Origin of the sequence: Amnibacterium sp., from assembly GCF_051956055.1 — a bacterium.
In the GTDB taxonomy this organism is placed as follows: Bacteria; Actinomycetota; Actinomycetes; order Actinomycetales; family Microbacteriaceae; genus Amnibacterium.
Genome location: NZ_JBQCGC010000068.1, coordinates 25,851 through 48,376, shown reverse-complemented (window position 1 = coordinate 48,376; position 22,526 = coordinate 25,851). Strand labels below are relative to the sequence as shown.

The window sequence follows — 22,526 nt, the reverse complement described above, 5'->3', positions numbered from 1 at the left end:
ACGCCCATCTCGTCGGCGAGGTTCGGCTGGTAGCCCACCGCGGACGGCATGCGGCCGAGCAGCGTCGACACCTCGGAGCCGGCCTGCGTGAACCGGAAGATGTTGTCGATGAAGAGCAGCACGTCCTGGTTCTGGACGTCGCGGAAGTACTCCGCCATCGTCAGCGCCGAGAGCGCGACGCGCAGACGCGTCCCGGGCGGCTCGTCCATCTGGCCGAAGACGAGGGCCGTCTTGTCGAAGACGCCCGCCTCCTCCATCTCGCCGATGAGGTCGTTGCCCTCGCGGGTGCGCTCGCCGACGCCCGCGAACACCGACACACCGCCGTGGTTGGCCGCGACGCGGTAGATCATCTCCTGGATGAGGACGGTCTTGCCGACACCGGCACCGCCGAACAGGCCGATCTTGCCGCCCTGCACGTAGGGCGTCAGCAGGTCGATGACCTTGATGCCCGTCTCGAACAGCTGCGTCTTCGACTCGAGCTGGTCGAAGTTCGGCGCCTTGCGGTGGATGGGCCAGCGCTCGGTGATCTCGAGCTGCTCGCCCGGCTCCAGGTTCAGCACCTCGCCGATGACGTTGAAGACGTGACCCTTGGTGACATCACCGACCGGGACCGAGATCGCGGCGCCGGTGTCCCTGACCTCCTGGCCGCGGACCATGCCGTCGGTCGGCTTCAGCGCGATCGCGCGCACCAGGTCGTCGCCGAGGTGCTGGGCGACCTCGAGGGTGATCTCGGTGGCCTCGTCGCCGATCGTGATGGTGGTCTTGAGGGCGTTGTAGACCTCGGGGATCGAGTCGTGCGGGAACTCGATGTCGACGACGGGACCGGTGACGCGGGCGACGCGGCCCACGCCGGGCTCCGTCGTCTTCTCGGCCTCTGGGGCGGTGAGCGTCATGACGTGTGGGTCCTTCCTCAGCTGTGCGACAGCGCGTCCGCGCCGCCGACGATCTCGGAGATCTGCTGCGTGATCTCCTGCTGCCTCGCGTTGTTCGCGAGTCTGGTGTATTCGCGGATCAGGCCGTCCGCGTTGTCGCTCGCGGCCTTCATCGCGCGCTGCGTGGCCGCGTGCTTGCTCGCGGCGCTCTCGAGCATCGCGGAGTAGATCCGCGACTCGATGTAGACGGGCAGGAGCGCGTCGAGCACCTCGGCGGAGTCGGGCTCGAACTCGTACAGGGGCAGGTTCTGCCGGTTCTCCGGCTCCTCCACGCCCTCGACGACCTCGAGCGGAAGCAGGCGCAGCATCTCCGGCGTCTGCGTGAGCATCGAGACGAAGCGGTTGTAGACGATGTGGATCTCGTCGACCCCACCCGCGTCCGTGTCGGTCGTGAACGCGTCGACGACCGCCTCGGCGATCTCGTGCGCGGTCTCGGCGTCGGGGCTGTCCGTGCCGCCGACCCACTCCTTGACGTACTCGCGGCGGCGGAACCGGTAGTACCCGACCGCCTTGCGCCCGACGAGGTAGGAGACGACCTCCTTGCCCTCGCTGCGCAGGAGCTCGGCGAGCTCCTCGCTCTTGCGGAGGACGTTGGAGTTGAAGGCGCCGGCGAGCCCGCGGTCGGACGTGAAGACGACGATCGCGGCGCGCTTGGGGTTCTCCGCCTCGGTGGTGAGCACGTGCTCGACGTTCGAGTACGTCGCCACGGCCGACACCGCACGGGTCACCGCGCGCGCGTACGGCAGGCTCGCCGCGACGCGCTGCTGCGCCTTCGCGATCCGCGAGGCGGAGATGAGCTCCATCGCCCGCGTGATCTTCTTCGTCGTCTGCGCGCTCCGGATGCGGGCGCGGTAGGCGCGGACCTTGGCCGGCATGCGCCTACCTCTTGTTCCGGGTGATCTTCGCCTGCTCGACGTCCTCGCGATCCGCGGCCTCGAACGACTCCTTGCCGACCGACGCGAGCGGCTTGCCCTCGCCCGTCGTGAACTGCTTCTTGAAGGCGTCGACCGACTCGTCGAGCGCGGCGACGGTGTCGTCGTCGAGCACGTTCGTCTCGCGGAGGGTGTCGAGGATGGAGGTGTTGTGCTTCAGGTAGTCGAGCAGCTCGCTCTCGAACCGGAGCACGTCCTCCACGGCGACCTCGTCGAACTTGCCGTTCGTGCCGGCCCAGATCGACACGACCTGGTTCTCGACCGGGTACGGGTCGTACTGCGGCTGCCGGAGGAGCTCGGTCAGCCGGGCGCCGCGCGCCAGCTGCCTGCGGCTCGCGGCGTCGAGGTCGGAGGCGAACATCGCGAACGCCTCGAGCGAGCGGTACTGCGCGAGCTCGAGCTTCAGCGTGCCGGACACCTTCTTGATGCTCTTCACCTGCGCGTCACCGCCCACGCGGGACACCGAGATGCCCACGTCGACCGCGGGACGCTGGTTGGCGTTGAACAGGTCCGACTGCAGGAAGATCTGGCCGTCGGTGATCGAGATCACGTTGGTCGGGATGTAGGCCGACACGTCGTTCGCCTGCGTCTCGATGATCGGGAGGCCCGTCATCGAACCCGCGCCGAGCTCGTCGGACAGCTTCGCGCAGCGCTCCAGCAGGCGGGAGTGCAGGTAGAACACGTCGCCCGGGTAGGCCTCGCGCCCCGGCGGACGGCGCAGGAGGAGCGACACCGCGCGGTACGCGGCCGCCTGCTTCGACAGGTCGTCGAAGATGATCAGGACGTGCTTGCCGTCGTACATCCAGTGCTGGCCGATGGCCGAGCCGGTGTACGGCGCCAGGTACTTGAAGCCGGCGGGGTCGGAGGCGGGAGCCGCGACGATCGTCGTGTACTCCATCGCTCCGGCGTCCTCGAGGGCGCCGCGCACGGAGGCGATCGTGGAGCCCTTCTGCCCGATCGCGACGTAGATGCAGCGCACCTGCTTGGTCGGGTCGCCGGACTCCCAGTTGGCCCGCTGGTTGATGATCGTGTCGATCGCGATGGCGGTCTTGCCGGTCTGGCGGTCGCCGATGATCAGCTGGCGCTGGCCGCGACCGATCGGGATCATCGCGTCGATCGCCTTGATGCCGGTCTGCATCGGCTCGTGCACGCTCTTGCGCTGCATCACGCCGGGGGCCTGGAGCTCGAGCGCGCGGCGCTCCGTGGTCTCGATCGGGCCGCGGCCGTCGATCGGCTCGCCCAGCGGGTCGACGACGCGGCCGAGGAAGCCGTCACCGACGGGGACGGAGAGCACCTCGCCGGTGCGGCGGACCTCCTGGCCCTCCTCGATCCCGGTGAACTCGCCGAGCACGATCACGCCGATGTCGTCCTCGTCGAGGTTCAGCGCGAGGCCCTTGGTCCCGTCGCCGAACTCCACGAGCTCGTTGGCCATGACGTTCGGCAGGCCCTCGACGTGCGCGATGCCGTCTGCGGCGTCGATGACGGTGCCGACCTCCGTGGCGGAGGCCTTGCCGGGGTCGTACGCGGCCGCGAAGTCCGCGAGCGCGGCGCGGATCGCGTCTGGGCTGATGGAGAGGTCGGTCATCGTCGATGTCCTTGGTGTCGAGAGGGAGGAAGAGAGGGGGTCGTCAGCCCGCGAGCCGCAGGCGGAGGTCGTCGAGGCGGGCGCGCACCGTTCCGTCGATCACGTCGTCGCCGATCGTGATCCGGACCCCGCCGAGCAGGCCGGGGTCGATCACCTGGTTGACGGAGATTTTACGCCCGTAGCCCGACTCGAGCCTGGCGGCCAGCGCGGCCGCCTGCGCTGCGCTGAGCGGCGAAGCGACCTGCACGACCGCGACCAGGCTGTCCCTGGCGGCGGCCACGACCGACTGCGCGTGCTGCAGCGCCTCGACCGGCTTGCGCCCGCGGGGCAGCTGCACCACGTGCCGCACCACCTCGCGGGTGGCCGGCTTCGCGTCCACGAGCAGGGTGTCGACCAGTGCGATCCGCGCCGCGAGCGGCGCGGAGCTCGCCCCGAGCGCGAGCTCGAGCCGCCCGTCCGACTGGATGGTGCGGACCACCGAGAACAGCTCGGACTCGAGCCCGTCCGCGGACGCCGGAGCGGCGATCGCCCGGAGGCCGACCTCCTCGACGGCGCCGACCAGGTCCTGCTGCCTCGACCAGCGACCGCCGGCGAGCACCCCGAGGATGCTGCGCGCCTGCGCGCCGAGCGACGCGAACGCCTTGTCGGCGACCCCGGCACGCTGCGCGGCAGGGATGCCGGGGTCCGCGAGGACCCCGACCAGCTGGTGCGACGAACCCAGCGCGCGCGCTGCGGAGAGCAGCTGCGCACCGAGGTCGGCCTGCGGTCGCTGCACCGCGGCGAGTGCGTCGAGACCGGCCTTCGTCGAGGCCCGGGTCGCGGCGCCCATCAGCGGCCGCCCATGCGGAAGGCGCTCACTTGGCGGTGCCGTCGGACGCGTGCTCGAGCTCGAGGTCGGCGAGGAAGCGGTCGACGAACGCGGTCGCGTTCGCGTCGGTCGCGAGGTGCTGGGTCACGACCGCCGACGCCAGGTCGAGCGCGAGCGACCCGACCTCGGCACGCAGCGACTGGACCGCGTTGTCGCGCTCCGCCTCGATCTGGGTGCGGGCCTGTGCGACGATCCGCGCCGCCTCACCCTGCGCCTGCTCGACGAGCTCCGCGCGGATGCGCTTCGCATCCTCCCTGGCCTGCTCCCGGATGCGACCGGCCTCGGCGCGCGCCTCGGCCAGCTGCTGCTGGTACTGCTCGAGCAGGCGTTCGGCCTCCTCGCGAGCGTGCTTCGCCTCGTCGATCCGACCTTCGATGGCCTTGCTGCGCGCGTCCAGCAGCGCGTTCAGCCGCGGCAGCGCCACGAAGATGAAGACCAGCAGGACGACGATGAAGCCGACGGTGCCCCAGAACAGATCCGGGAGCTCCGGCACCAGCAGGCTGTGCCCCGATGCCGCTTCGACGACTGTGGTGTGCATAGTTCAGGCTCCTTCGGCCTCGATCGCCGGATGCCTTACGGGGACGGGAACGGGATGAAGCCGATCGCGATCGCGATGAAGCAGAGGGCCTCGGTCAGTGCGATGCCGAGGAACATCAGCGAGGTGAGGCGGCCCTGCAGCTCGGGCTGACGGGCGACCGACTCGATCGTCTTGCCGACGATGATGCCGACGCCGATACCGGAGCCGATCGCGGCGATGCCGAAGCCGAGCGCGGCGAGATAGCCGACGATGTGCATTCAGGGTTTCCTTTCGTGGGGATGTGATGCCCGCGGAGCGGGGCGGGCGGTCAGTGCTCTTCCGCGGTCGCGAGCTGGATGTAGATCGCGGTGAGGAAGGCGAAGACGTAGGCCTGCAGCGCGGCGACGAAGATCTCGAACGCCAGGTAGACCAGGCCGAACGCGACGGTGCCGACGCCGATCAGGCCGAGGAAGTTGCCTTGCGGCAGCAGGGTGAAGAGGAAGAACGAGGAGGCCGCGTACACGAGCGCGAGCAGCAGGTGGCCCGAGACCATGTTCATCAGGAGCCGGAGGGTCAGCGTGACCGGCCGGACGATGAACGTGGAGAGGATCTCGAGCGGCGTCAGGAGGATGTACAGCGGCCACGGGACGCCGGGCAGGAACAGGGCGTTCTTCCAGTACTTCCACCCGAGCTTCCGGAAGCCGGCGTAGATGAACAGCACCCAGGCGAGGATCGACAGCACCAGCGGGAGGCCGATGAGCGACGTCCCCTGGATGAGCATCGGCGGGATCGCGCCCGTGATGTTCGTCGCGAAGACGAGGAAGAACATCGTCATGATGACCGGCAGGAAGCGCTTGCCGTCCTTCTCGCCGAGCGTCTCGATCGCGATGTTGTTGCGGACGAAGCCGAGCAGCGCCTCGACCGAGACCTGGAAGCGGCCGGGGACGACCTTCATCCTCCTGGTGCCCAGCCAGAGCCAGAGCACGAGGACGAGGACGGCGAGCATCCGCGCGATCATGATCCGGTTCATCGCGAACGGGGTGCCCGCGAAGAGCACGGCGTCAGGGAAGAACTGATCGATCGTGGGCGCGACGAAGCCGCTGCCGTCGGCTGACATAGGCAACGTGGTGAAGATGTGCTGGAACAGCGCTCTCTCCGTACATCTGCGCGCATGGCGCACGCGGTGAACTGGCGGGCGTTCGACCACCCTATCAACAGGTCGGGGCAGCCGGAGAACCCGCGATCGGCGCCCCGGCGCGGATCAGACCCGGTCGCTCACCGGGATCCTCGCCCGCCCGACGACGACCGCGTCGATCACGAGCGACGCGATCACGGTGCCGACGATGCTGACGAGCAGCACGCCGGGGACGACCCACGGCTGGGTGCGGAGGACGAGCATCACGATCACGAACAGCACCAGCTTGGCGAACCACGCGAGCATGAGCACGGCGTAGGCGGCGGTGCCGCCCCGCCGGGTCACCCGGCCGGACACGAGCAGCCCGAGCGCCGTGACGCCGAGGAACAGGATCGTGAGGACGGCGCCCACGAGCCCCGACGCGAGGCCGGGCCAGCCGGCGATGACGAGACCGACGAGGCCGGTGACGAGCCCGACGGCGAAGCCGATGGTCGCACCGAGCACGAGGGCCCTGCGCATGACGGTGGCGAGCGTGTCGAACATCAGGCGGAGCGTTCCTTGGGGTTCGTGGCGGCGCGGTCGAGCGGGTCGAGCACCGCGATCTCCCTGGTCGTGGTCGCGAGCGGCTTCGCCTGCACCTCGTACTCGCGCCGCTTCCGGTGCGACAGGGGCGCGAGGGTCGCGATGGCGCAGACGAGCAGCCCGCCCCCGATGAAGCTCCACGCGACGATCTGGTCGGCCACGAAGAACAGGAGCGAGCCGACCGAGATCACGGCCGTCCACGCGTAGAAGATCAGCGTCGCGTGCAGCCGGCTGTGCCCCATGTCGAGCAGGCGGTGGTGGAGGTGCTTGCGGTCGGCGCTGAACGGGCTCTTGCCCGCCGCGATACGCCGTACGACCGCGAGGCCGAAGTCGAGGACCGGCACGATCATGATCGCCACGGGGAGCAGCAGCGGCAGGAACGCGGTCGCGAACTGGGCGCGCTGGAACTGCACCCCGTTGCCGAACACGGTCGTCGGGTCGACGGAGGAGACGATGCTGATCGAAGCGACCGCGAACATGAGCCCCACGAGGAGGCTGCCGGCGTCGCCCATGAACATCCGCGCCGGATGCCAGTTGAGGGGCAGGAAGCCGGCGCAGACGCCGACCATCGTCGCCGAGACGAGGGTCGCGAGGCTGAAGTAGCTGGACGGGCTCGACAGCTGCAGCACCATGTAGCTGTAGAGGAAGAACGCGCCGTTCGCGATGATGGCGACCCCGGCGACGAGCCCGTCGAGCCCGTCGATGAAGTTCATCATGTTCATCACGACGACCACGCCGACGAGGGTGAGCGCGAGCGCGGACCAGGTCGAGGTGATCGTGACGCCGCCGATCGGCAGCTGCGTGATCTGCAGGCCGCCGAGCCAGGCGAGCAGCCCCGCGGCGATGACCTGACCGATCAGCTTCGTCGTCCAGTCGAGGTCGAAGAAGTCGTCGAGCACGCCCATCACGACGATCAGGGTCGCCGCGATCAGGATCGCGATGATCTGCCGCTGGTTGCCCTCGTAGAACACCACCCGGAAGTACGGGATCTGGGACGCGATGAGCAGCGCCGTGAGCAGCCCCGTGTACATCGCGATGCCGCCGAGCCGCGGGGTCGGGCGGGTGTGCACGTCGCGGTCGCGGATCTCCGGGTACAGCCGGTACCGGATGCCGACCCGCCACATCACGATCGACATCAGGAAGCTCACCACGGCGCCGGACAGGGCGACGAGCAGCGTGACGATCACTCGCTCGGCTCCGGCTCCGCCGCGTCCTCCGGCTCCTCCTGCTCGGGCTCCTGCTCCTGCTCGCGCTCCGGCACGGCGAACGCCTCGGGCACGACGGCCTCGAGCGCTTCCCGCAGGATCACGCCCTCCCGGAGCACCCGGAGCGGACCGGAGGCGTCGACGAGCGCGGTCGCGTCGACGATCGTCGACGGCAGCGGTCCGACCGTCGCGCCCGCGTCGAGGTACACCTCGATCGACTCGCCGAGCTGCTCGAGCGCCTCCTGCGCCGTCTGCGCTGCCGGCTGCCCCGTGCGGTTCGCGGAGCTCACCGCGAGCGGCCCGGTCTCGGCCAGGAGCTCGAGCGCGATGCGGTCGTCCGGCATCCGGAGCGCGACGGTGCCGCCCGTGTCGCCGAGGTCCCAGGAGAGCGTCGTCCTCGCCGGCAGCACGATGGTCAGGCCACCGGGCCAGAACGCGTCGGCGAGCTTCGCGACGGCTTCGGGCACCGACTCGGCCAGCGCGTCGAGCGTGGACCGGTTCGGCACGAGCACGGGCGGTGGTGCGCTCCTCCCCCGGCCCTTCGCGTCGAGCAGCGCCTGCACCGCAGCCGGCTGGAACGCGTCGGCCGCGATGCCGTACACCGTGTCGGTGGGCATGACGACGAGATCGCCGCGAGCGATCGCGGCGCGGGCTTCGCGCATCCCCGGCAGCAGGCTGACCGGATCGGCGCAATCGACGACCGTCGCCATGCCTCCGATGGTAGCCGCGCGCTCGGGGGGATCCCGCACCCACGCGGGATCAGCGCAGACGGGCCGTCGTGACGCGGTCGCGGCCGGTGAGATCCGGGTGGGTCGTCGCGTCGCGCCAGACGTCGCCGAGGAGGGCGCGCACCGGCTCGCCCTGGAGCTCGCCGTGCTCGACGGCGAGCAGCCCGCCGGGTTTCAGGAGGTGCGCCGCGGTGCGGGCGAGCGCGCGCATCGGGTCGAGGCCGTCGACGCCGCCGTAGAGGGCCGCGGGCGGATCGAAGCGCTCGACCTCCGGGTCCCGCGGGATCATGCCGTCCGGGACGTACGGCGGGTTCGAGACGACCACGTCGACGCTCCCCTCCCACTCGGGCGCCGCGTCCGCGAGGTCGCCGAGCTCGATCCGCGCGTTCCCGGCGTCGAGGTGCTCCCGGTTCCGCTCCGCCCAGGCGAACGCCTCAGGGCTCCGTTCGACGCCGAGCACCTGCGCGTCGGGGCGCTCGAGGGCGATCGAGAGCGCGATCGCGCCGCTGCCCGTGCCGAGGTCGACGACCCGGCCGCCCTCCGGCAGGCCGAGGAGGGCGTGCTCGACGAGCACCTCCGTCTCCGGCCGCGGCACGAACACGCCGGGGCCGACGAGCAGCTCGGTGCGCCGGAATGGCGCGACCCCGGTGAGGTGCTGCAGGGGCTCCCTCGTTCCGCGCCGGAGGACCAGGGCCCGGTAGCGCTCGGCGAGGGCCTGCGGCAGCGTCGACCCCATCAGCGCGAGCGCCTGCGCCCGCCCGCGGCCCACGCCGAGCACGTGCGCGAGCAGCAGCTCCGCGTCGACGCGCGGGTCCGGCACCCCGGCGAGCGCGAGGTGCCCGACCGCGGCCCGCAGCGCCTCGTCGGCCCGCCGCGGCGCTCCCGGCTCGGTGGTCACTCGGCGAGGGCCTGCAGCCGCGCCGCCTCGTCCGCCTCCGTGAGCGAGCGGATCACCGGCTCGAGCGCGCCGTCGAGCACCTGGTCGAGGTTGTACGCCTTGTACCCGGTGCGGTGGTCGCTGATCCGGTTCTCCGGGTAGTTGTAGGTGCGGATGCGCTCGGAGCGGTCAACGGTGCGCACCTGGCTCCGTCGCGCGGCGGACGCCTCCGCCTCCGCCGCCTCCTGCTGCGCGGCCAGCAGGCGCGCACGCAGCACCCGCAGCCCCGCCTCGCGGTTCTGCAGCTGGCTCTTCTCGTTCTGCATCGAGACGACGATCCCGGTCGGGAGGTGCGTGATGCGCACCGCCGAGTCGGTCGTGTTCACGCTCTGGCCCCCTGGCCCGGAGGAGCGGAACACGTCGATCTTCAGGTCGTTCGGGTCGATCACGACCTCCTCGGGCTCGTCCACCTCCGGGAAGACGAGCACGCCGACCGCGGAGGTGTGGATGCGCCCCTGCGCCTCCGTCTTCGGCACCCGCTGCACGCGGTGCACGCCGCCCTCGTACTTGAGGTGCGCCCACACGCCCTCCGCGGGGTCGTTCGAGGAGCCCTTCACCGCGACCTGGACGTCCTTGTAGCCGCCGAGGTCGCTCTCCGTCCGCTCGAGGAGCTCGGTGCGCCAGCCCTTCGACTCCGCGTAGTGCAGGTACATGCGCAGCAGGTCGGCGGCGAAGAGCGCCGACTCCTCGCCGCCCTCCCCCGCCTTGATCTCGAGGATCGCGTCGCGCCCGTCGTCCGGGTCGCGCGGGATCAGGAGGCTCCGCAGCCGCTCGGACGCCGCCTGCTCGGCCAGCTCGAGGTCCGGGATCTCCGCGGCGAACGCGGGGTCCTCGGCCGCGAGCTCCCGCGCGGCCGCGAGGTCGTCCCGGTACTGCCGGTAGGTGTCCCAGGCGCCGACGATCTGCCCGAGCTCCGCGTACCGGCGCCCCACCCGGCGCGCGCGGCCCGCGTCGGCGTGCAGCTCGGGGTCGGCGAGCTGAGCCTCGAGGTCCGCGTGCTCCGCGACGAGCGGGGCGACCGACGCGAACTCGTCGGTCTCCGCGCTCACTTCGCGCTCGGGAGCGACTTCTGCATCTGGACGAGGAACTCGACGTTCGTCTGCGTCTCGCGCAGCTTGCTCGTGACGACGTCCAGCGCCTCCTGCGGCGTGTGGTTCGCGATCGCGCGCCGCAGCTGCCAGGTGACCTTGACCTCGTCCGGACCCATCAGCATCTCCTCGCGCCGGGTGCCGGAGCGGGTGATGTCGATCGCCGGGAAGATGCGCTTGTCGGCGAGCGCGCCGGACAGCACGATCTCCGCGTTCGCCGCGCCGACGAACTCGGCGAGGATCGCCTCGTCGACCGGGGAGCCGGTCTCGACGTGCGCCGCGGCGAGGATCGTCAGCGAGCCGCCGTTCTCGATGTTGCGCGCCGCGCCGAAGAACTGCTTCGCGGGCAGCAGCGCCGCCGCGTCGAGGCCGCCGGCGAGCTGGCGCCCGGACTGGTGGCCGGTCTGGTGGTGGGCGCGCCCGAGTCGCGTGATCGAGTCGAGGAGGATCACGACGTCGTAGCCGAGCTCGACGAGGCGCTTCGCGCGCTCGACGGCCAGGTCGGCGACCGTGGTCTGGTCCTCGGCGGGGCGGTCGAAGGTCGACGCGATGACCTCGCCCTTGACCGTGCGCTGCATCTCCGTGACGTCCTCGGGACGCTCGTCGACGAGCACCACCATCAGGTGCACCTCGGGGTTGTTCTTCGTGATCGCGTTCGCGACGGCCTGCAGCAGCAGGGTCGTCCCGGACCGCGGCGGCGCGATGACGAGGCCGCGCTGGCCCTTGCCGATCGGGGCGACGAGGTCGATCACCCTCGCGGTGAGCTTGTTCGGCTCGGTCTCGAGCCGGAGGCGCTCGGCTGGGTACAGCGGCGTGAGCTTCTCGAACTCGACGCGGCCCTCGGCCTCCGCGACCGGCAGGCCGTTGATCGAGTCGACCTTGACGAGCGCGTTGTACTTCTGGCGGCTCGGCTGCTCGTTCTCGGGGATCTGGCGGATCGCACCGACGACCGCGTCGCCGCGGCGCAGGTGGTACTTCTTCACCTGGCCGAGGGAGACGTAGACGTCGTTCGCACCCGACAGGTAACCGGAGGTGCGGACGAAGGCGTAGTTGTCGAGCACGTCGAGGATGCCCGCGATGGGGATGAGGACGTCGTCGTCCCGGATCTCCGGCTCGTCCCAGTCGTTGCCCTGGCCGCGGCGCTTGCGGTCGCGGTACCGGCCGCGCCGGCCCTCGCCGTCCTGCTGCTGGCCGTTCTGCTGACCGTTCTGCTGGTTCTGGGTGCCCTGCGACTGGTCCTGCTCCGGCGTGGCCGGCGCCTCGACCTTCGCCTGCTCCTCGCCCTGGCTCTGCTCGGCGGCGGCCTTCTGACCCTGCTCGCCGTTCTGCTGGGCGTTCTGGTTCTGACCGCCGCGACCGCGACCGCGGCCACGACCGCGACGCCCACCGGTGCGCTCGCCCTCGGCGGGCTGCTCGGCGGCGCCGTTCTCGGGCTGCTCGCCGCGCTGGAGCGCCTGCAGGTCCTCGGCGATGCCGGTGAGGCCCGCGTTGACGTGGGTCGCGGCCGACTTGGGCTCCGCCGTCCCGCTCTGCTCGGCCCGCTCGTCGCTGATCTCGGCGCCGCCCTCGGCCTCGTCGACGCGCACGGCGGAGGCCGGCTGCTCGGCGGGCTGCTCGGCCTCGGCCTGCGCGGGCTGCTCCGTCTGCGGCTCGACCGGCTCGACCTGCGTGACGCCCGATTCGGGCTCGGAGGGCTGCTCGGCCTCAGCGGCCGGCTCATCGGCGGCGGGCTCGGCGGCGCCGCCTTCCGCCTCGTCGACCTCGGCCTCCGAGGCCGTCACGGCCTCGGGCTGCTGCGGCTCCTGCGCGGCGTCCGCCGCGGGCGCCTGCGTGTCGGTGTCGGTGTCGGTGGGGTTGTCGTACTGCTCTTCGATGGCGTCCACGAGAATGCCCTTTCGCATGGTGGAGGTGTTCCCGACCCCGAGGGAGACGGCCAGCCGCCGCAGCTCGTCGACGCGCATGGCGGTGAGACGGGTGCGGGGAAGGCGCGGCACCTGGGTGCCGGCAGCGCGGGATCGCGATTCGAGGTCGGTCACGGTGATGTGGAGGGGTCCTCGGGCCCCGGGTGGGACGGACGGGTCTCTCCCGCGCCCCTCAGGTCTTCACCGGGTGCGGTGGAGTCGCACTCCGGGTGAGGCTCGCTCCGGCCTCAGATTCGGCCGGGAGACGATCCGCGCGAGCCGTCAGGAATGGGCGCGCACGGATGCCTGCTGAGTCTCGAGCGTAGCACCTTTGATATCCACGGCCGGGAGGAGGGCGGTCCATCGCTGCTCCGCGTGCGCCATCACCAGGTCGGCCGCGGCGAGCCGCTGGGAGGGGTCGCTCGCGAGCACCAGGATCGACGGGCCGGCCCCGGAGACGACCGCGGCGTGGCCCGCGGCGCGCAGCAGGGTGATCATGCGGTCCGTCTCCGGCATCGCGCTCGCCCGGTACGACTGGTGCAGGCGATCCTCCGTCGCCGTGCTCAGCAGCTCGGGCGACTGGATGAGCGCCGCGATGAGCAGCGTCGACCTGGACACGTTGAAGATCGCGTCCGCGTGCGGGACGCTCGTCGGCTGGAGGCTGCGGGCCAGCGCCGTCGACATGGTCTGCTCCGGGACGAGCAGCAGCGGCGACACGCTCCTGTGCGGCAGCAGCCGCTTGTGCTGCGGGCCGTCCTCGCCGGTCCAGGCGATCGTGAGGCCGCCGAACAGCGCGGGCGCCACGTTGTCGGGGTGGCCCTCCATCGCCGTCGCGATCGCGAGCAGGCGATCGCCGTCGAGCTCGACGATGCCGTCGAGGAGCCCCTTCGCCGCGACGATGCCGGACACCACCGCGGCGCCCGAGGAGCCGAGACCGCGGCCGTGCGGGATGGTGTTGCGCGCGACCAGGTCGAGGCCGGGCGGCTCCTCCCCCACCTCGGCGAACACGAGCAGGATCGCCCGCGCGACGAGGTTCGTCTCGTCGGTCGGCACCTCGCCCGCGCCGACGCCGTGCACCTCGACCCGAACGCCGGGCACGTCCGATGCGGTGACCGTCAGCCGGTCGTAGACGCTCAGCGCGAGCCCGAGGGTGTCGAAGCCGGGACCGAGGTTCGCCGTGGTGGCCGGGACCTCGACGACGACGCTGCGCCCGGCGGGGACGCGGGAGGTCACCCTCCGAGACCCAGGGTCTGCGCGACCGCCGCCGCGTCGACCGGCACGCTCACCGGCTTCGCCTCCTCGCCGCCCGGGCCCTTGAGCGCCCACTGCGGGTCCTTCAGGCCGTGTCCGGTGACGGTCAGCACACAGGTCGCGCCCGCGGGGATGACGCCCGCGTCGGCGCGCTCGAGCAGCCCGGCGACGCTGATCGCGCTCGCCGGCTCGACGAAGATGCCGACCTCGGCGGAGAGGATGCGGTGCGCGGCGAGGATCGCCTCGTCGCTGATCGCGCCGAACCACCCGTCGCTGTCCTCGCGCGCCGCGATCGCGAGCTGCCAGGAGGCCGGGTTGCCGATCCGGATCGCGGAGGCGATCGTCTCCGGGTCCTTCACGACGTGCCCCACCACGATGGGTGCGGATCCTGCGGCCTGGAAGCCGAACATCCGCGGCAGCTTCGTCGTCGCGCCGCGCTCGAGGTCCTCGCGGTAGCCGCGGTGGTACGCGGTGTAGTTGCCGGCGTTGCCGACCGGGATGAAGTGGAAGTCCGGAGCGTCCCCGAGCACCTCGGCCACCTCGAAGGCGGCCGTCTTCTGCCCCTCGATCCGGTCGTTGTTGACGGAGTTGACGAGGTGCACCGGGTACTGCGCCGCGAGCTCGCGGGCGAGCTCGAGGCAGTCGTCGAAGTTGCCCTGCACCTGGAGCAGCTGGGCGTCGTGCGCGATGGCCTGCGACAGCTTGCCCATCGCGATCTTCCCCTCGGGCACCAGCACCGCCGCGGTGATGCCGGCGTGGGTCGCGTAGGCGGCCGCGGAGGCGGAGGTGTTGCCGGTGGAGGCGCAGATGACGGCCTTCGCGCCGTGCTCGACGGCCTTCGAGATCGCCATGGTCATGCCGCGGTCCTTGAAGGAGCCCGTCGGGTTCATGCCCTCGAACTTGACGTACACCTTCGCGCCCGTGCGCGCGGACAGCGCGGGCGCCTCGATGAGCGGCGTGCCGCCCTCGCCGAGCGTCACGACGGGCGTCGCGTCGGACACGTCGAGGCGATCCGCGTACTCGCGGATCACGCCTCGCCACTGATGGGACACGCGTGCACTCACCGTCATCACTTCACTCGCCTTCGATGCGCAGCACGCCCGCGACGGCCTCGACCTCGGGCGCGCGACCCAGGGCCGTCACGACGGCCGACAGCGCCGACTCCGGTGCCCGGTGCGTGCCGATCACCAGGGTAGCGGTGCCGCCGGCCGCGGCTCTCGTCTGCTGGGCCGTCTCGATCGAGACGGCGTGCTCCGCCACGATGGTCGCGAGATGGGCGAGCACGCCCGGTTCGTCGCGGACGGTCAGGCTGATCTGGAACCGGCTGGTGACGACGCCCGGGTCGAGCACCGGCAGGCCGGAGGAGGGCGGGGCGGCGAGGCCCGGACCGCCCAGCACGTGCCGGCGCGCGGCCGAGACGAGGTCGCCGAGCACCGCGGAGGCCGTCTCCGGGCCACCGGCGCCCGCCCCGTAGAACATGAGGTCGCCGGCGGACTCCGCCTCGACGAAGACCGCGTTGTTGGCGCCGCGGACCGCGGCGAGGGGGTGGCGGCGCGGCAGGAGTGCCGGGTGCACGCGCGCGCTCACGCCCTCCGCCCCGTCCGGGCCGGTCAGCCGCTCGCAGATCGCGAGGAGCTTCACGACGTGGCCCGTCTCCCTGGCGGCGCGGATCTGGTCGATCGTGACCGCCTCGATGCCCTCCACCGGCACGGCGCTGAGCGGGACGCGGGTGTGGAACGCGAGGCCGGCCAGGATCGCGGCCTTCTGCGCCGCGTCCGCGCCGCTGACGTCCCCGGAGGGGTCCGCCTCCGCGTACCCGCGCCTGGTCGCCTCCGCGAGCGCCTCCGCGAACGTGTCGTCGTGCTCGTCCATCCGGTCGAGCACGAAGTTCGTGGTGCCGTTGACGATGCCGAGGATCCGGCGCACGTCGTCGCCGGCGAGGCTGTCGCGCAGCGGGCGGATGATCGGGATCGCCCCGCCGACCGCCGCCTCGTAGTTCAGCTGGGCGCCGACCCGCTCGGCCGCGGTGAAGAGCTCGGTGCCGTGGGTCGCGAGGAGCGCCTTGTTGCCGGTGACGACATCGGCCCCGCTCTCGAGGGCGAGCAGCACGAGGTCGCGGGCGCGCTCGGTGCCGCCGATCAGCTCCACGACGATGTGCGCACCGAGCACGAGGCTCTCCGCATCCGTCGTCAGCAGGTCCTTCGGCAGGCTCGGATGGCGCACCGCGGTGAGGTCGCGCACGGCGACGCCCGCGAGCACGAGCGGCGCGCCGACCCGGGACTCGAGCTCGGCGGAGCGCGTCAGCAGCTGGTGGGCCACCTCCGCTCCGACCGTGCCGGCGCCGAGCACCGCGACGCGGATGGGCTGCACCCCGGGGGTCATTCCGCCTCCTGAGCGGCCGAGACGGCCGGCATGGGTTCCGTGAGTCCCGCGTCGCGGGCGAAGAGGTCGGCCAGCGTCTCGCGGGTGATGAGCACCCGCTCAGCCCCGTCCGCGACCGCGACCACGGGCGGCCGGGTGACGAGGTTGTAGTTGCTGGCGAGGCTGTGGTGGTACGCACCCGTCGCAGGCACCGCGAGCAGGTCGCCGCGGCCGGCGTCGGCCGGCAGCAGGTCGGCCTGCACGACGACGTCGCCCGATTCGCAGTGCCTACCGACGACCCGCACGAGCACCGGGTCCGCCTCCGAGATCCGGTCCGCGAGGCGCACCTGGTACTCGGCGCCGTAGAGGGCGGTGCGGGCGTTGTCGCTCATGCCGCCGTCGACCGAGACGTAGCGCCGCGTCGCCGGGCCGTCCGGCGTCTGGAGCTCGACGTCCTTCACCGTGCCGGCGGTGTACAGCGTGACGCCGGCGGGCCCTACGATCCACCTGCCCGGCTCGACCGCGAGATCGGGCACGGCGATGCCGAGCTCGGCGCAGGTCGCGGCGACGGTGCCCACGATCCCGATGGCGAGCTGCTCGATCGGCACGGCCTCCTGGTCCTCGGTGTACGCGATGCCGAATCCGCCGCCGAGGTTCAGCTCGGGCACCTCCCCGCTCCGGAGGAGGTCCCGGTGCACGACGAGGAGCCGGCGCGCGGCCTCGGCGAAGCCGCCGACGCCGAGGATCTGCGACCCGATGTGGCTGTGCAGACCGAGGAACCGCAGCTCGGGCCGGGCCCGGATCGCCGCGACGATCGCGGGCACCTGGGTCAGCGCGACCCCGAACTTCTGGTCCTCGCGCGCGGTCGCGAGGTACTCGTGCGTGGAGGCGTGGACGCCGCTGTTCACCCGGAGGCGCACCGCCTGGACGACGGCCGCACGGCGGGCGGCGTCGGCGACGCGGTCCACCTCCTCCGCCGAGTCGAGCACGATCGAGCCGACGCCGGCCTCGACCGCGGTCGCGAGCTCGTCGTCGGACTTGTCGTTGCCGTGCAGCCCGATCCGCGCCGCGGGCACGCCGGCGGCGAGCGCGGGGGCGAGCTCGCCGCCGGTCGCCACGTCGATGCGGAGCCCCGCGTCGCGCATCCAGCGCGCGACGTCGGCGGAGAGGAAGGCCTTGCCTGCGTAGTAGACGTGCGCCCGGGCGCCGAGCGGCTCGGCCGCCCCCCGGAACGCGGCGACCGCCCTGGCCGCCCTGCCCTTCGCCTCGCCCTCGTCGAGCACGTACAGCGGGGTGCCGTGGCGATCTGCGAGGTCGGCGAGCAGCACCCCGGCGATCTCGATGGCACCGGTCCCGTTCCGGCGCGCGCTCGCGGGCCAGACGTGGCCGGGCAGCGCCTGCGGGTCGCCCGCGCCGAGCAGCCGGGCGGGCACGAGGGGGTTGGTCACGGGCAGCCTTGATGGGTCGTGCGATCCAGGTCAGGCGAGCGGACCCGGCGTGGCCCCTGAAGCCGCCCAGGATCCTACCGGGAGCGCGGGCCCGCCTCCGAAGCCGTGCGGCAGGACGTCAGCCGCAGCTGCCGGTCGCACCGGTGCCGAGGCTGTTCAGATCGATGTCCGTCGCCGACAGCCCGACCACCGCCTCGCCCGGGCGCAGCTGGACGCTCGTGACCTCGACGCCCCGCGGGAGGTAGCTCGCGGCGCAGACGGAGACCCCGTTCGGCAGCAGCTGCTGCACGATCGCGGTCGCGGGGATCGAGGCGGGACCGGCGGTGATGGTCGCCGAGGACGGCTCCAGGTGCACGGTCTGCCCGGTCAGCGACGGCTTCATCACCACCGCCACCTTGAGGGCGATCCCGAGGAAGGTGCGGGAGAGCGTGGTCGACACCGTGCCCGCCCCGAACTTCGGCGCGGAGGCGCCGACGTTCCGCAGCTGGGGCACCTTGTCGAACGCCGCCTGATCCACCGCGAGCCTCGCCGTCGCCCGGTCGACCTTCCCCCCGTTCACCGGCAGCCCGCGCAGGTGCAGGGTGGCGCTCGCGGGAGCGCCCGCCACCTCGAGGTGCTGCGAGGTCAGCGTCACGTGGTCGAAGGAGCCGCGGAGGTACTGGATCAGCGCCGGACCGCCGCCGATCGTCGCCCGCACCTGCCCGGTGACGCCGGACGGCAGGCTCTGGGACACGCTCCGCTCGATCTGGGACTCCGCGTTCGCCCGGAAGACGCCGTCGCCCACCGTGAACGCGATCGCGCCCAGCACGACGAGGACCACGAGGGCGATCAGCGCGCCGACCAGCCCGCGCCGGGGTCGACGGCGCCGCCCTGGGACCGTCGCGACCGGGATCGGCAGCGTCGGCGGGTCCGGCGAGTCGCCCTCCACCGGTCGTGGGCCTTCGGTCACATGCGCTCCGGGGCGGTCACGCCCAGCAGCGCCAGGCCGTTCCGCAGCACCTGGGCGACCGCGTCGTTCAGGACGAGCCGCGTGCGGTGCACGTCCTCGACGGGCTCCCCGGCGAGCGGGATCACGCGGCAGTTGTCGTACCAGCGGTGGTAGGCGCCCGCGAGCTGCTCGAGGTATCTGGCGACCCGGTGCGGTTCCCGGAGGGTCGCCGCGCGCTCGACGGTGCGCGGGAACTGCTCGAGCTCGCCGAGCAGCTCCGACTCGGAGGGGTGCGCGAGCAGGGCGGGGTCGAACGCGTCCGCGCCGCCGGACTCGCGGGTCACGTCCGCCGCCTCCGCCTTCCGCGCCACCGAGCGGGTGCGGGCGTGCGCGTACTGCACGTAGTAGACGGGGTTGTCGTTCGTGCGGCGCGAGATCAGGTCGAGGTCGACGTCGAGCTGCGTGTCCACGGAGCTCCGGACCAGCGTGTACCTGGCGGCGTCCACGCCGACCGCCTCGACCAGGTCCTCGAGGGTCACGACCGTGCCCGCGCGCTTCGACATCCGGACCGGCTGCCCGGCCCGCACGAGGTTGACGAGCTGGCCGATGAGCACCTGCAGGGTCACGTGGGGGGTGTCGCCGAACGCCGCGACCATCGCCATCAGGCGACCGATGTAGCCGTGGTGGTCGGCGCCCAGCAGCATCAGGCACTGCTCGAACCCGCGGTCGCGCTTGTTCAGGTAGTACGCCAGGTCGCCGGCGATGTAGGCGGGCTCCCCGTTCGAGCGGATCACGACGCGGTCCCGGTCGTCCCCGAAGTCGGTGGTCCGGAGCCAGGTTGCGCCCTCCGACTCGTAGATGTGCCCGAGCTCCCGCAGGCGCGCCACCGCCTTCTCGACCGCGCCGGTCTCGTAGAGGTCGTTCTCGTGGAAGTACACGTCGAAGTGGACGCGGAAGTCGACGAGCGTCCGCTTCACCTCGTCGAACATGAGGTCGACGCCGATCGCCCGGAACACCTCCTGCACCTGCTCGTCCGGCAGCGCCGCGAGGCCATCCGGTGCGCGCTCGACGACCCGCGCGGCGATCTCGGCGATGTAGTCGCCGCCGTACCCGTCCTCCGGGGTCGGCTGCCCACGGAAGGACGCGAGGAGGCTCTTCGCGAACCGGTCGATCTGCGTGCCGTGGTCGTTGAAGTAGTACTCGCGGGTGACGAGCGCACCCTGCGCCTCGAGGGTGCGGGCGAGGCTGTCGCCGACGGCCGCCCACCGACCGCCGCCGAGGTGCACGGGCCCGGTCGGGTTCGCGGAGACGAACTCGAGATTGGTCTTCACGCCCGCGAAGGCGGTGCCGCGCCCGTACGCCTCCCCTTCGGCGACGATGCGCGCGGCGAGCGCGCCCGCGCTCGCGGCCTCGAGCGTGATGTTGATGAAGCCGGGTCCGGCGACGGCCACGGCTGCGACGCCGGGCAGCGCGCCCAGGTCGACAGCGAGCTCCTGCGCGAGGTCCCTGGGGGCCATCCCGATCCGCTTGGCCACCCGCATCGCGACGGTGCTCGCCCAGTCGCCGTGCTCGCGGGAGCGGGGCCGCTCCAGCACGATCTCCCCGTCCGACAGGGCCAGTTCGGCGCCGCGGCGCGCGGCGGCCGACCGCACGAGATCCCCTACAGCGACTTGCAGTTCGGCCGGAGTCATGGTCGTCGAGCCTACCGGCGGTCGACACGCCGCTCCCGCCGCGCCGGAGGTGCGCACGGGCCGCGCCCGGCCCCGTTGCTACGGTACGGCTGCCCCCCGGGCGGGGGTCATGGAGCGACGGGAGGGATCCCCATGACGACGAGCCGCCGCGCGGTTCCGATCGCCGCCGCGCTGATCGCGCTGGCCGCCGTCACCGGATGCACCTCCAATCCGGTGGCCGACCGGGCCACGGCCGCGACGTCGCACGCCGCGACCGCCACCCCGGCCCCGACGCCGACGACGCCGCCCCCGACCCAGGTCGCCGCGGACGCGACACCGGTGTCGATCCCGTGCGCGAAGCTCGTGCCCGCGACCGTCGCGAGCGGGCTCGACCCCTCGTTCGCGCCGGTCGAGCCCTGGACACCGCCCACCGGCAGCCCCTCCGCTCGGCTGGCCGCACTGAACGGCACGACCTGCGACTGGATGACGCCGGCAGGCGATCTGCTGGAGGTGTCGGTCGCGAAGCCCTCGCAGAAGGACGCGACGGCGCTCAAGGACGACCTGGTGCTGCGCAGCCAGTCGGTGCCGACCTACGGCGGCGAGGCGTACTTCCAGGTCGTGAACCACGTGGGCCAGGCGGACGTCTTCCGCGGCCGCACCTGGCTGTTCGTGCGGTCCAACAAGTTCTTCGAGCCGGGCGACGCCGCGACGATCGTCGCGGCCGCGCTCGACGCGCTCGGCTACGGCCCGAAGCCCACCGCGACGCCCACGGGCACCCCCACCTCCTCCCCCACCCCGAGCTGATCCCCGCGGGCCCCGGCCTCCCCGCCTCCCCGAGCACTTCGGCAGGCTGCATCCGCTTCAGCAGGCCACGGCGCCCGTGTTCAGCCTGCCGAAGCGCGTCCAGCCTGCCGACGTGCTCGGTTCACCCCAGCCGCACGAGGCGCGTCACGTCGTCGGACGGCAGCGCGTCGACCGTGGCCGTGACGGACAGCGACGTCAGGCCGACGGAGCCGCCGATCGTGGTGAGGAACGCGGTGTCCGCGGCGTCCCGCCCGGTCGCGATGCGCAGGAGCGACCCGCGCGGGGCCAGGGCGGTCGCGTCGACCACGTGCCAGGCGTCCTCCACGTACGCCTCCGCGACGGCGTGGAAGTCCATCGGGTCGAGCCCCGGCGCGTAGACGGCGACGAGCCGCGCGGGCACGTCGAGCGCCCGGAGGAGCGCGACGACCAGATGCGCGTAGTCCCGGCACACGCCCTGCCGTGCGAGCAGGGTCTCGGTCGCGCCGTCGGTCGGCTTGCTCGAGCCGGGGAGGTAGCTGAGCTGCGCGCCGACCCAGGAGGACACGGCGTCGAGGAGCGGCTTGCCCTCGAGCCCGGTGAACTCGGCCTGCGCGGTGGGCAGCAGCTGGTCCGACTCGCAGTAGCGGCTCGGGCGCCGGTAGGCGATGAGGTCGAGGGCCTCGACGCCGGCCGGCTCCGCCTTCCCCTCCACCTGTGCGTCGTACCGGATCGTGACCGCGCCCGGCTCGGCGTGGAGGAGCTGCAGGCGGGTGCCGGTCGTCTCCGTGAGCTCCTGCATCGGCAGAGGCCGGCCGTCGAGCTCGACGGTGAGGGTCTCGTCGATCGCGAGTCCCGGCAGCGGCGCGATCGCGACGGCGAGCACGAGATCGGAGGCGGCGGAGACCTCGAGGTCCATGGCGGCGGAGACGATGCGTCGCATGCACGAACCCTGACACGTCGCCGAGGGCGGGCATAGCGAGGGGCTCCGCCGGCTTGTCGCCTCACATGACAGTGCAAGGCATCTCCACCATCGGCTTCATCGGCGCAGGACACATCGGGTCGCATCTCGCGGAGCTCGCGCTCCGGCACGGCTACCGGGTGGTGCTGAGCAACTCGCGGGGGCCGGAGACGCTGTCCGACCTGATCGAGCGGCTCGGCGACGGCGCGTCCGCCGCCACGGCCGAGGAGGCGGCGACCGCCGGCGACGTCGTGGTGGTGACGATCCCGCTGAAGAACATCGACCAGGTCCCGGTGGCGCCGCTCGAGGGCAAGCTCGTCATCGACACGAACAACTACTACCCGCAGCGCGACGGCCGGATCGCGAGCCTCGACGCCGCGGAGAGCACCACCGCCGGTCTCCTCCAGGACCGGCTCCCGGGCTCGAAGGTCGTGAAGGCGTTCAACCACATCCTGTTCTCCGACCTGACGACGGTGGGTGCGCCCGCCGGTACGCCGGGTCGCCGCGCCCTCGCCGTGTACGGCGACGACGCGGACGCCCGCGCGACCGTGGAGGCGATGATCGACGAGTTCGGCTTCGACACCGTCGACGGCGGTCCGCTCTCCGAGAGCTGGCGGATCGAGCGCGACCAGCCGGGCTACGTGCAGCCGGACGACCAGGCCGGCCTCACCGAGCACCTGACGAAGGCGAAGCGCGACATCAACGGCTGAGCCGAGC

At 72.3% G+C, this 22,526-nt stretch carries 21 protein-coding genes and 1 pseudogene; 2 read left to right on the top strand and 20 right to left on the bottom strand.

Going from position 1 to position 22,526, the window contains the following annotated elements; translation table 11 throughout:
* From ACTHLI_RS09660 to argS, 19 genes and pseudogenes are all read right to left on the bottom strand, one after another.
* Positions 1 to 893, bottom strand: a pseudogene (locus tag ACTHLI_RS09660) (F0F1 ATP synthase subunit beta); the annotation flags it as partial.
* Between the two features lie 17 nt (positions 894 to 910).
* On the bottom strand, positions 911 to 1,807 hold the full coding sequence (locus ACTHLI_RS09655; protein ID WP_440183118.1) for a F0F1 ATP synthase subunit gamma: 897 nt from the start codon (positions 1,805 to 1,807) through the stop codon (positions 911 to 913).
* A gap of 4 nt (positions 1,808 to 1,811) precedes the next feature.
* A complete protein-coding gene (gene atpA / locus ACTHLI_RS09650; protein ID WP_440183116.1) occupies positions 1,812 to 3,449 on the bottom strand; it encodes a F0F1 ATP synthase subunit alpha in 1,638 nt (545 codons plus the stop codon).
* A gap of 43 nt (positions 3,450 to 3,492) precedes the next feature.
* Positions 3,493 to 4,278 carry a F0F1 ATP synthase subunit delta gene (locus ACTHLI_RS09645; RefSeq protein ID WP_440183114.1) on the bottom strand — a complete coding sequence of 262 codons (786 nt, stop codon included), beginning with the start codon at positions 4,276 to 4,278 and terminating at the stop codon, positions 3,493 to 3,495.
* 25 nt (positions 4,279 to 4,303) lie between these two features.
* Positions 4,304 to 4,855 carry a F0F1 ATP synthase subunit B gene (locus ACTHLI_RS09640; RefSeq protein WP_440183112.1) on the bottom strand — a complete coding sequence of 184 codons (552 nt, stop codon included), beginning with the start codon at positions 4,853 to 4,855 and terminating at the stop codon, positions 4,304 to 4,306.
* Positions 4,856 to 4,890: 35 nt separating this feature from the next.
* Entirely contained in the window at positions 4,891 to 5,112 is a 222-nt protein-coding gene (gene atpE, locus ACTHLI_RS09635; protein WP_297345383.1) for a F0F1 ATP synthase subunit C, read from the bottom strand.
* Positions 5,113 to 5,162: 50 nt separating this feature from the next.
* Entirely contained in the window at positions 5,163 to 5,951 is a 789-nt protein-coding gene (gene atpB / locus ACTHLI_RS09630) for a F0F1 ATP synthase subunit A (protein WP_440183110.1), read from the bottom strand.
* Positions 5,952 to 6,095: 144 nt separating this feature from the next.
* The gene (locus ACTHLI_RS09625) at positions 6,096 to 6,512 is read right to left on the bottom strand and encodes a hypothetical protein (RefSeq protein WP_440183107.1); all 417 of its coding nucleotides are present in this window, start codon (positions 6,510 to 6,512) and stop codon (positions 6,096 to 6,098) included.
* A complete protein-coding gene (locus tag ACTHLI_RS09620; protein ID WP_440183104.1) occupies positions 6,512 to 7,738 on the bottom strand; it encodes an MraY family glycosyltransferase in 1,227 nt (408 codons plus the stop codon). The genes ACTHLI_RS09625 and ACTHLI_RS09620 overlap by 1 nt, the downstream gene beginning before the upstream one ends.
* Positions 7,735 to 8,466: an L-threonylcarbamoyladenylate synthase gene (locus tag ACTHLI_RS09615; protein WP_440183102.1), complete on the bottom strand. Its 732-nt coding sequence runs from the start codon at positions 8,464 to 8,466 to the stop codon at positions 7,735 to 7,737. Before ACTHLI_RS09615 ends, ACTHLI_RS09620 begins: the two co-directional genes overlap by 4 nt.
* Before the next feature lie 49 nt (positions 8,467 to 8,515).
* A complete protein-coding gene (gene prmC / locus ACTHLI_RS09610) occupies positions 8,516 to 9,382 on the bottom strand; it encodes a peptide chain release factor N(5)-glutamine methyltransferase (RefSeq protein ID WP_440183099.1) in 867 nt (288 codons plus the stop codon).
* Positions 9,379 to 10,470, bottom strand: a complete 1,092-nt coding sequence (gene prfA, locus ACTHLI_RS09605) for a peptide chain release factor 1 (RefSeq protein WP_440183096.1) — start codon at positions 10,468 to 10,470, stop codon at positions 9,379 to 9,381. The genes prmC and prfA overlap by 4 nt, the downstream gene beginning before the upstream one ends.
* On the bottom strand, positions 10,467 to 12,470 hold the full coding sequence (rho, locus tag ACTHLI_RS09600; protein WP_440183126.1) for a transcription termination factor Rho: 2,004 nt from the start codon (positions 12,468 to 12,470) through the stop codon (positions 10,467 to 10,469). The genes prfA and rho overlap by 4 nt, the downstream gene beginning before the upstream one ends.
* 222 nt (positions 12,471 to 12,692) lie before the next feature.
* The gene (thrB, locus tag ACTHLI_RS09595; RefSeq protein ID WP_440183093.1) at positions 12,693 to 13,643 is read right to left on the bottom strand and encodes a homoserine kinase; all 951 of its coding nucleotides are present in this window, start codon (positions 13,641 to 13,643) and stop codon (positions 12,693 to 12,695) included.
* Entirely contained in the window at positions 13,640 to 14,713 is a 1,074-nt protein-coding gene (thrC, locus tag ACTHLI_RS09590; RefSeq protein ID WP_440183124.1) for a threonine synthase, read from the bottom strand. The genes thrB and thrC overlap by 4 nt, the downstream gene beginning before the upstream one ends.
* 22 nt (positions 14,714 to 14,735) lie before the next feature.
* A complete protein-coding gene (locus ACTHLI_RS09585) occupies positions 14,736 to 16,043 on the bottom strand; it encodes a homoserine dehydrogenase (RefSeq protein ID WP_440183090.1) in 1,308 nt (435 codons plus the stop codon).
* Positions 16,040 to 17,470 carry a diaminopimelate decarboxylase gene (lysA, locus tag ACTHLI_RS09580; protein ID WP_440183088.1) on the bottom strand — a complete coding sequence of 477 codons (1,431 nt, stop codon included), beginning with the start codon at positions 17,468 to 17,470 and terminating at the stop codon, positions 16,040 to 16,042. Before lysA ends, ACTHLI_RS09585 begins: the two co-directional genes overlap by 4 nt.
* Positions 17,471 to 17,588: 118 nt before the next feature.
* Positions 17,589 to 18,419, bottom strand: a complete 831-nt coding sequence (locus ACTHLI_RS09575; RefSeq protein ID WP_440183086.1) for an LmeA family phospholipid-binding protein — start codon at positions 18,417 to 18,419, stop codon at positions 17,589 to 17,591.
* Positions 18,416 to 20,089 carry an arginine--tRNA ligase gene (gene argS, locus ACTHLI_RS09570; protein WP_440183085.1) on the bottom strand — a complete coding sequence of 558 codons (1,674 nt, stop codon included), beginning with the start codon at positions 20,087 to 20,089 and terminating at the stop codon, positions 18,416 to 18,418. The genes ACTHLI_RS09575 and argS overlap by 4 nt, the downstream gene beginning before the upstream one ends.
* A gap of 132 nt (positions 20,090 to 20,221) precedes the next feature.
* On the opposite strand from argS, the gene ACTHLI_RS09565 reads away from it, so the two are divergent.
* Positions 20,222 to 20,872: a hypothetical protein gene (locus ACTHLI_RS09565; RefSeq protein ID WP_440183083.1), complete on the top strand. Its 651-nt coding sequence runs from the start codon at positions 20,222 to 20,224 to the stop codon at positions 20,870 to 20,872.
* Positions 20,873 to 20,993: 121 nt separating this feature from the next.
* On the opposite strand, the gene ACTHLI_RS09560 is transcribed toward ACTHLI_RS09565, so the two are convergent.
* The gene (locus ACTHLI_RS09560; protein ID WP_440183082.1) at positions 20,994 to 21,791 is read right to left on the bottom strand and encodes a transglutaminase-like domain-containing protein; all 798 of its coding nucleotides are present in this window, start codon (positions 21,789 to 21,791) and stop codon (positions 20,994 to 20,996) included.
* Positions 21,792 to 21,871: 80 nt separating this feature from the next.
* Here ACTHLI_RS09560 and ACTHLI_RS09555 point away from each other — a divergent pair, with 80 nt between their 5' ends.
* The gene (locus ACTHLI_RS09555; RefSeq protein ID WP_440183123.1) at positions 21,872 to 22,519 is read left to right on the top strand and encodes an NADPH-dependent F420 reductase; all 648 of its coding nucleotides are present in this window, start codon (positions 21,872 to 21,874) and stop codon (positions 22,517 to 22,519) included.
* The last annotated feature ends 7 nt before the right edge of the window (positions 22,520 to 22,526 follow it).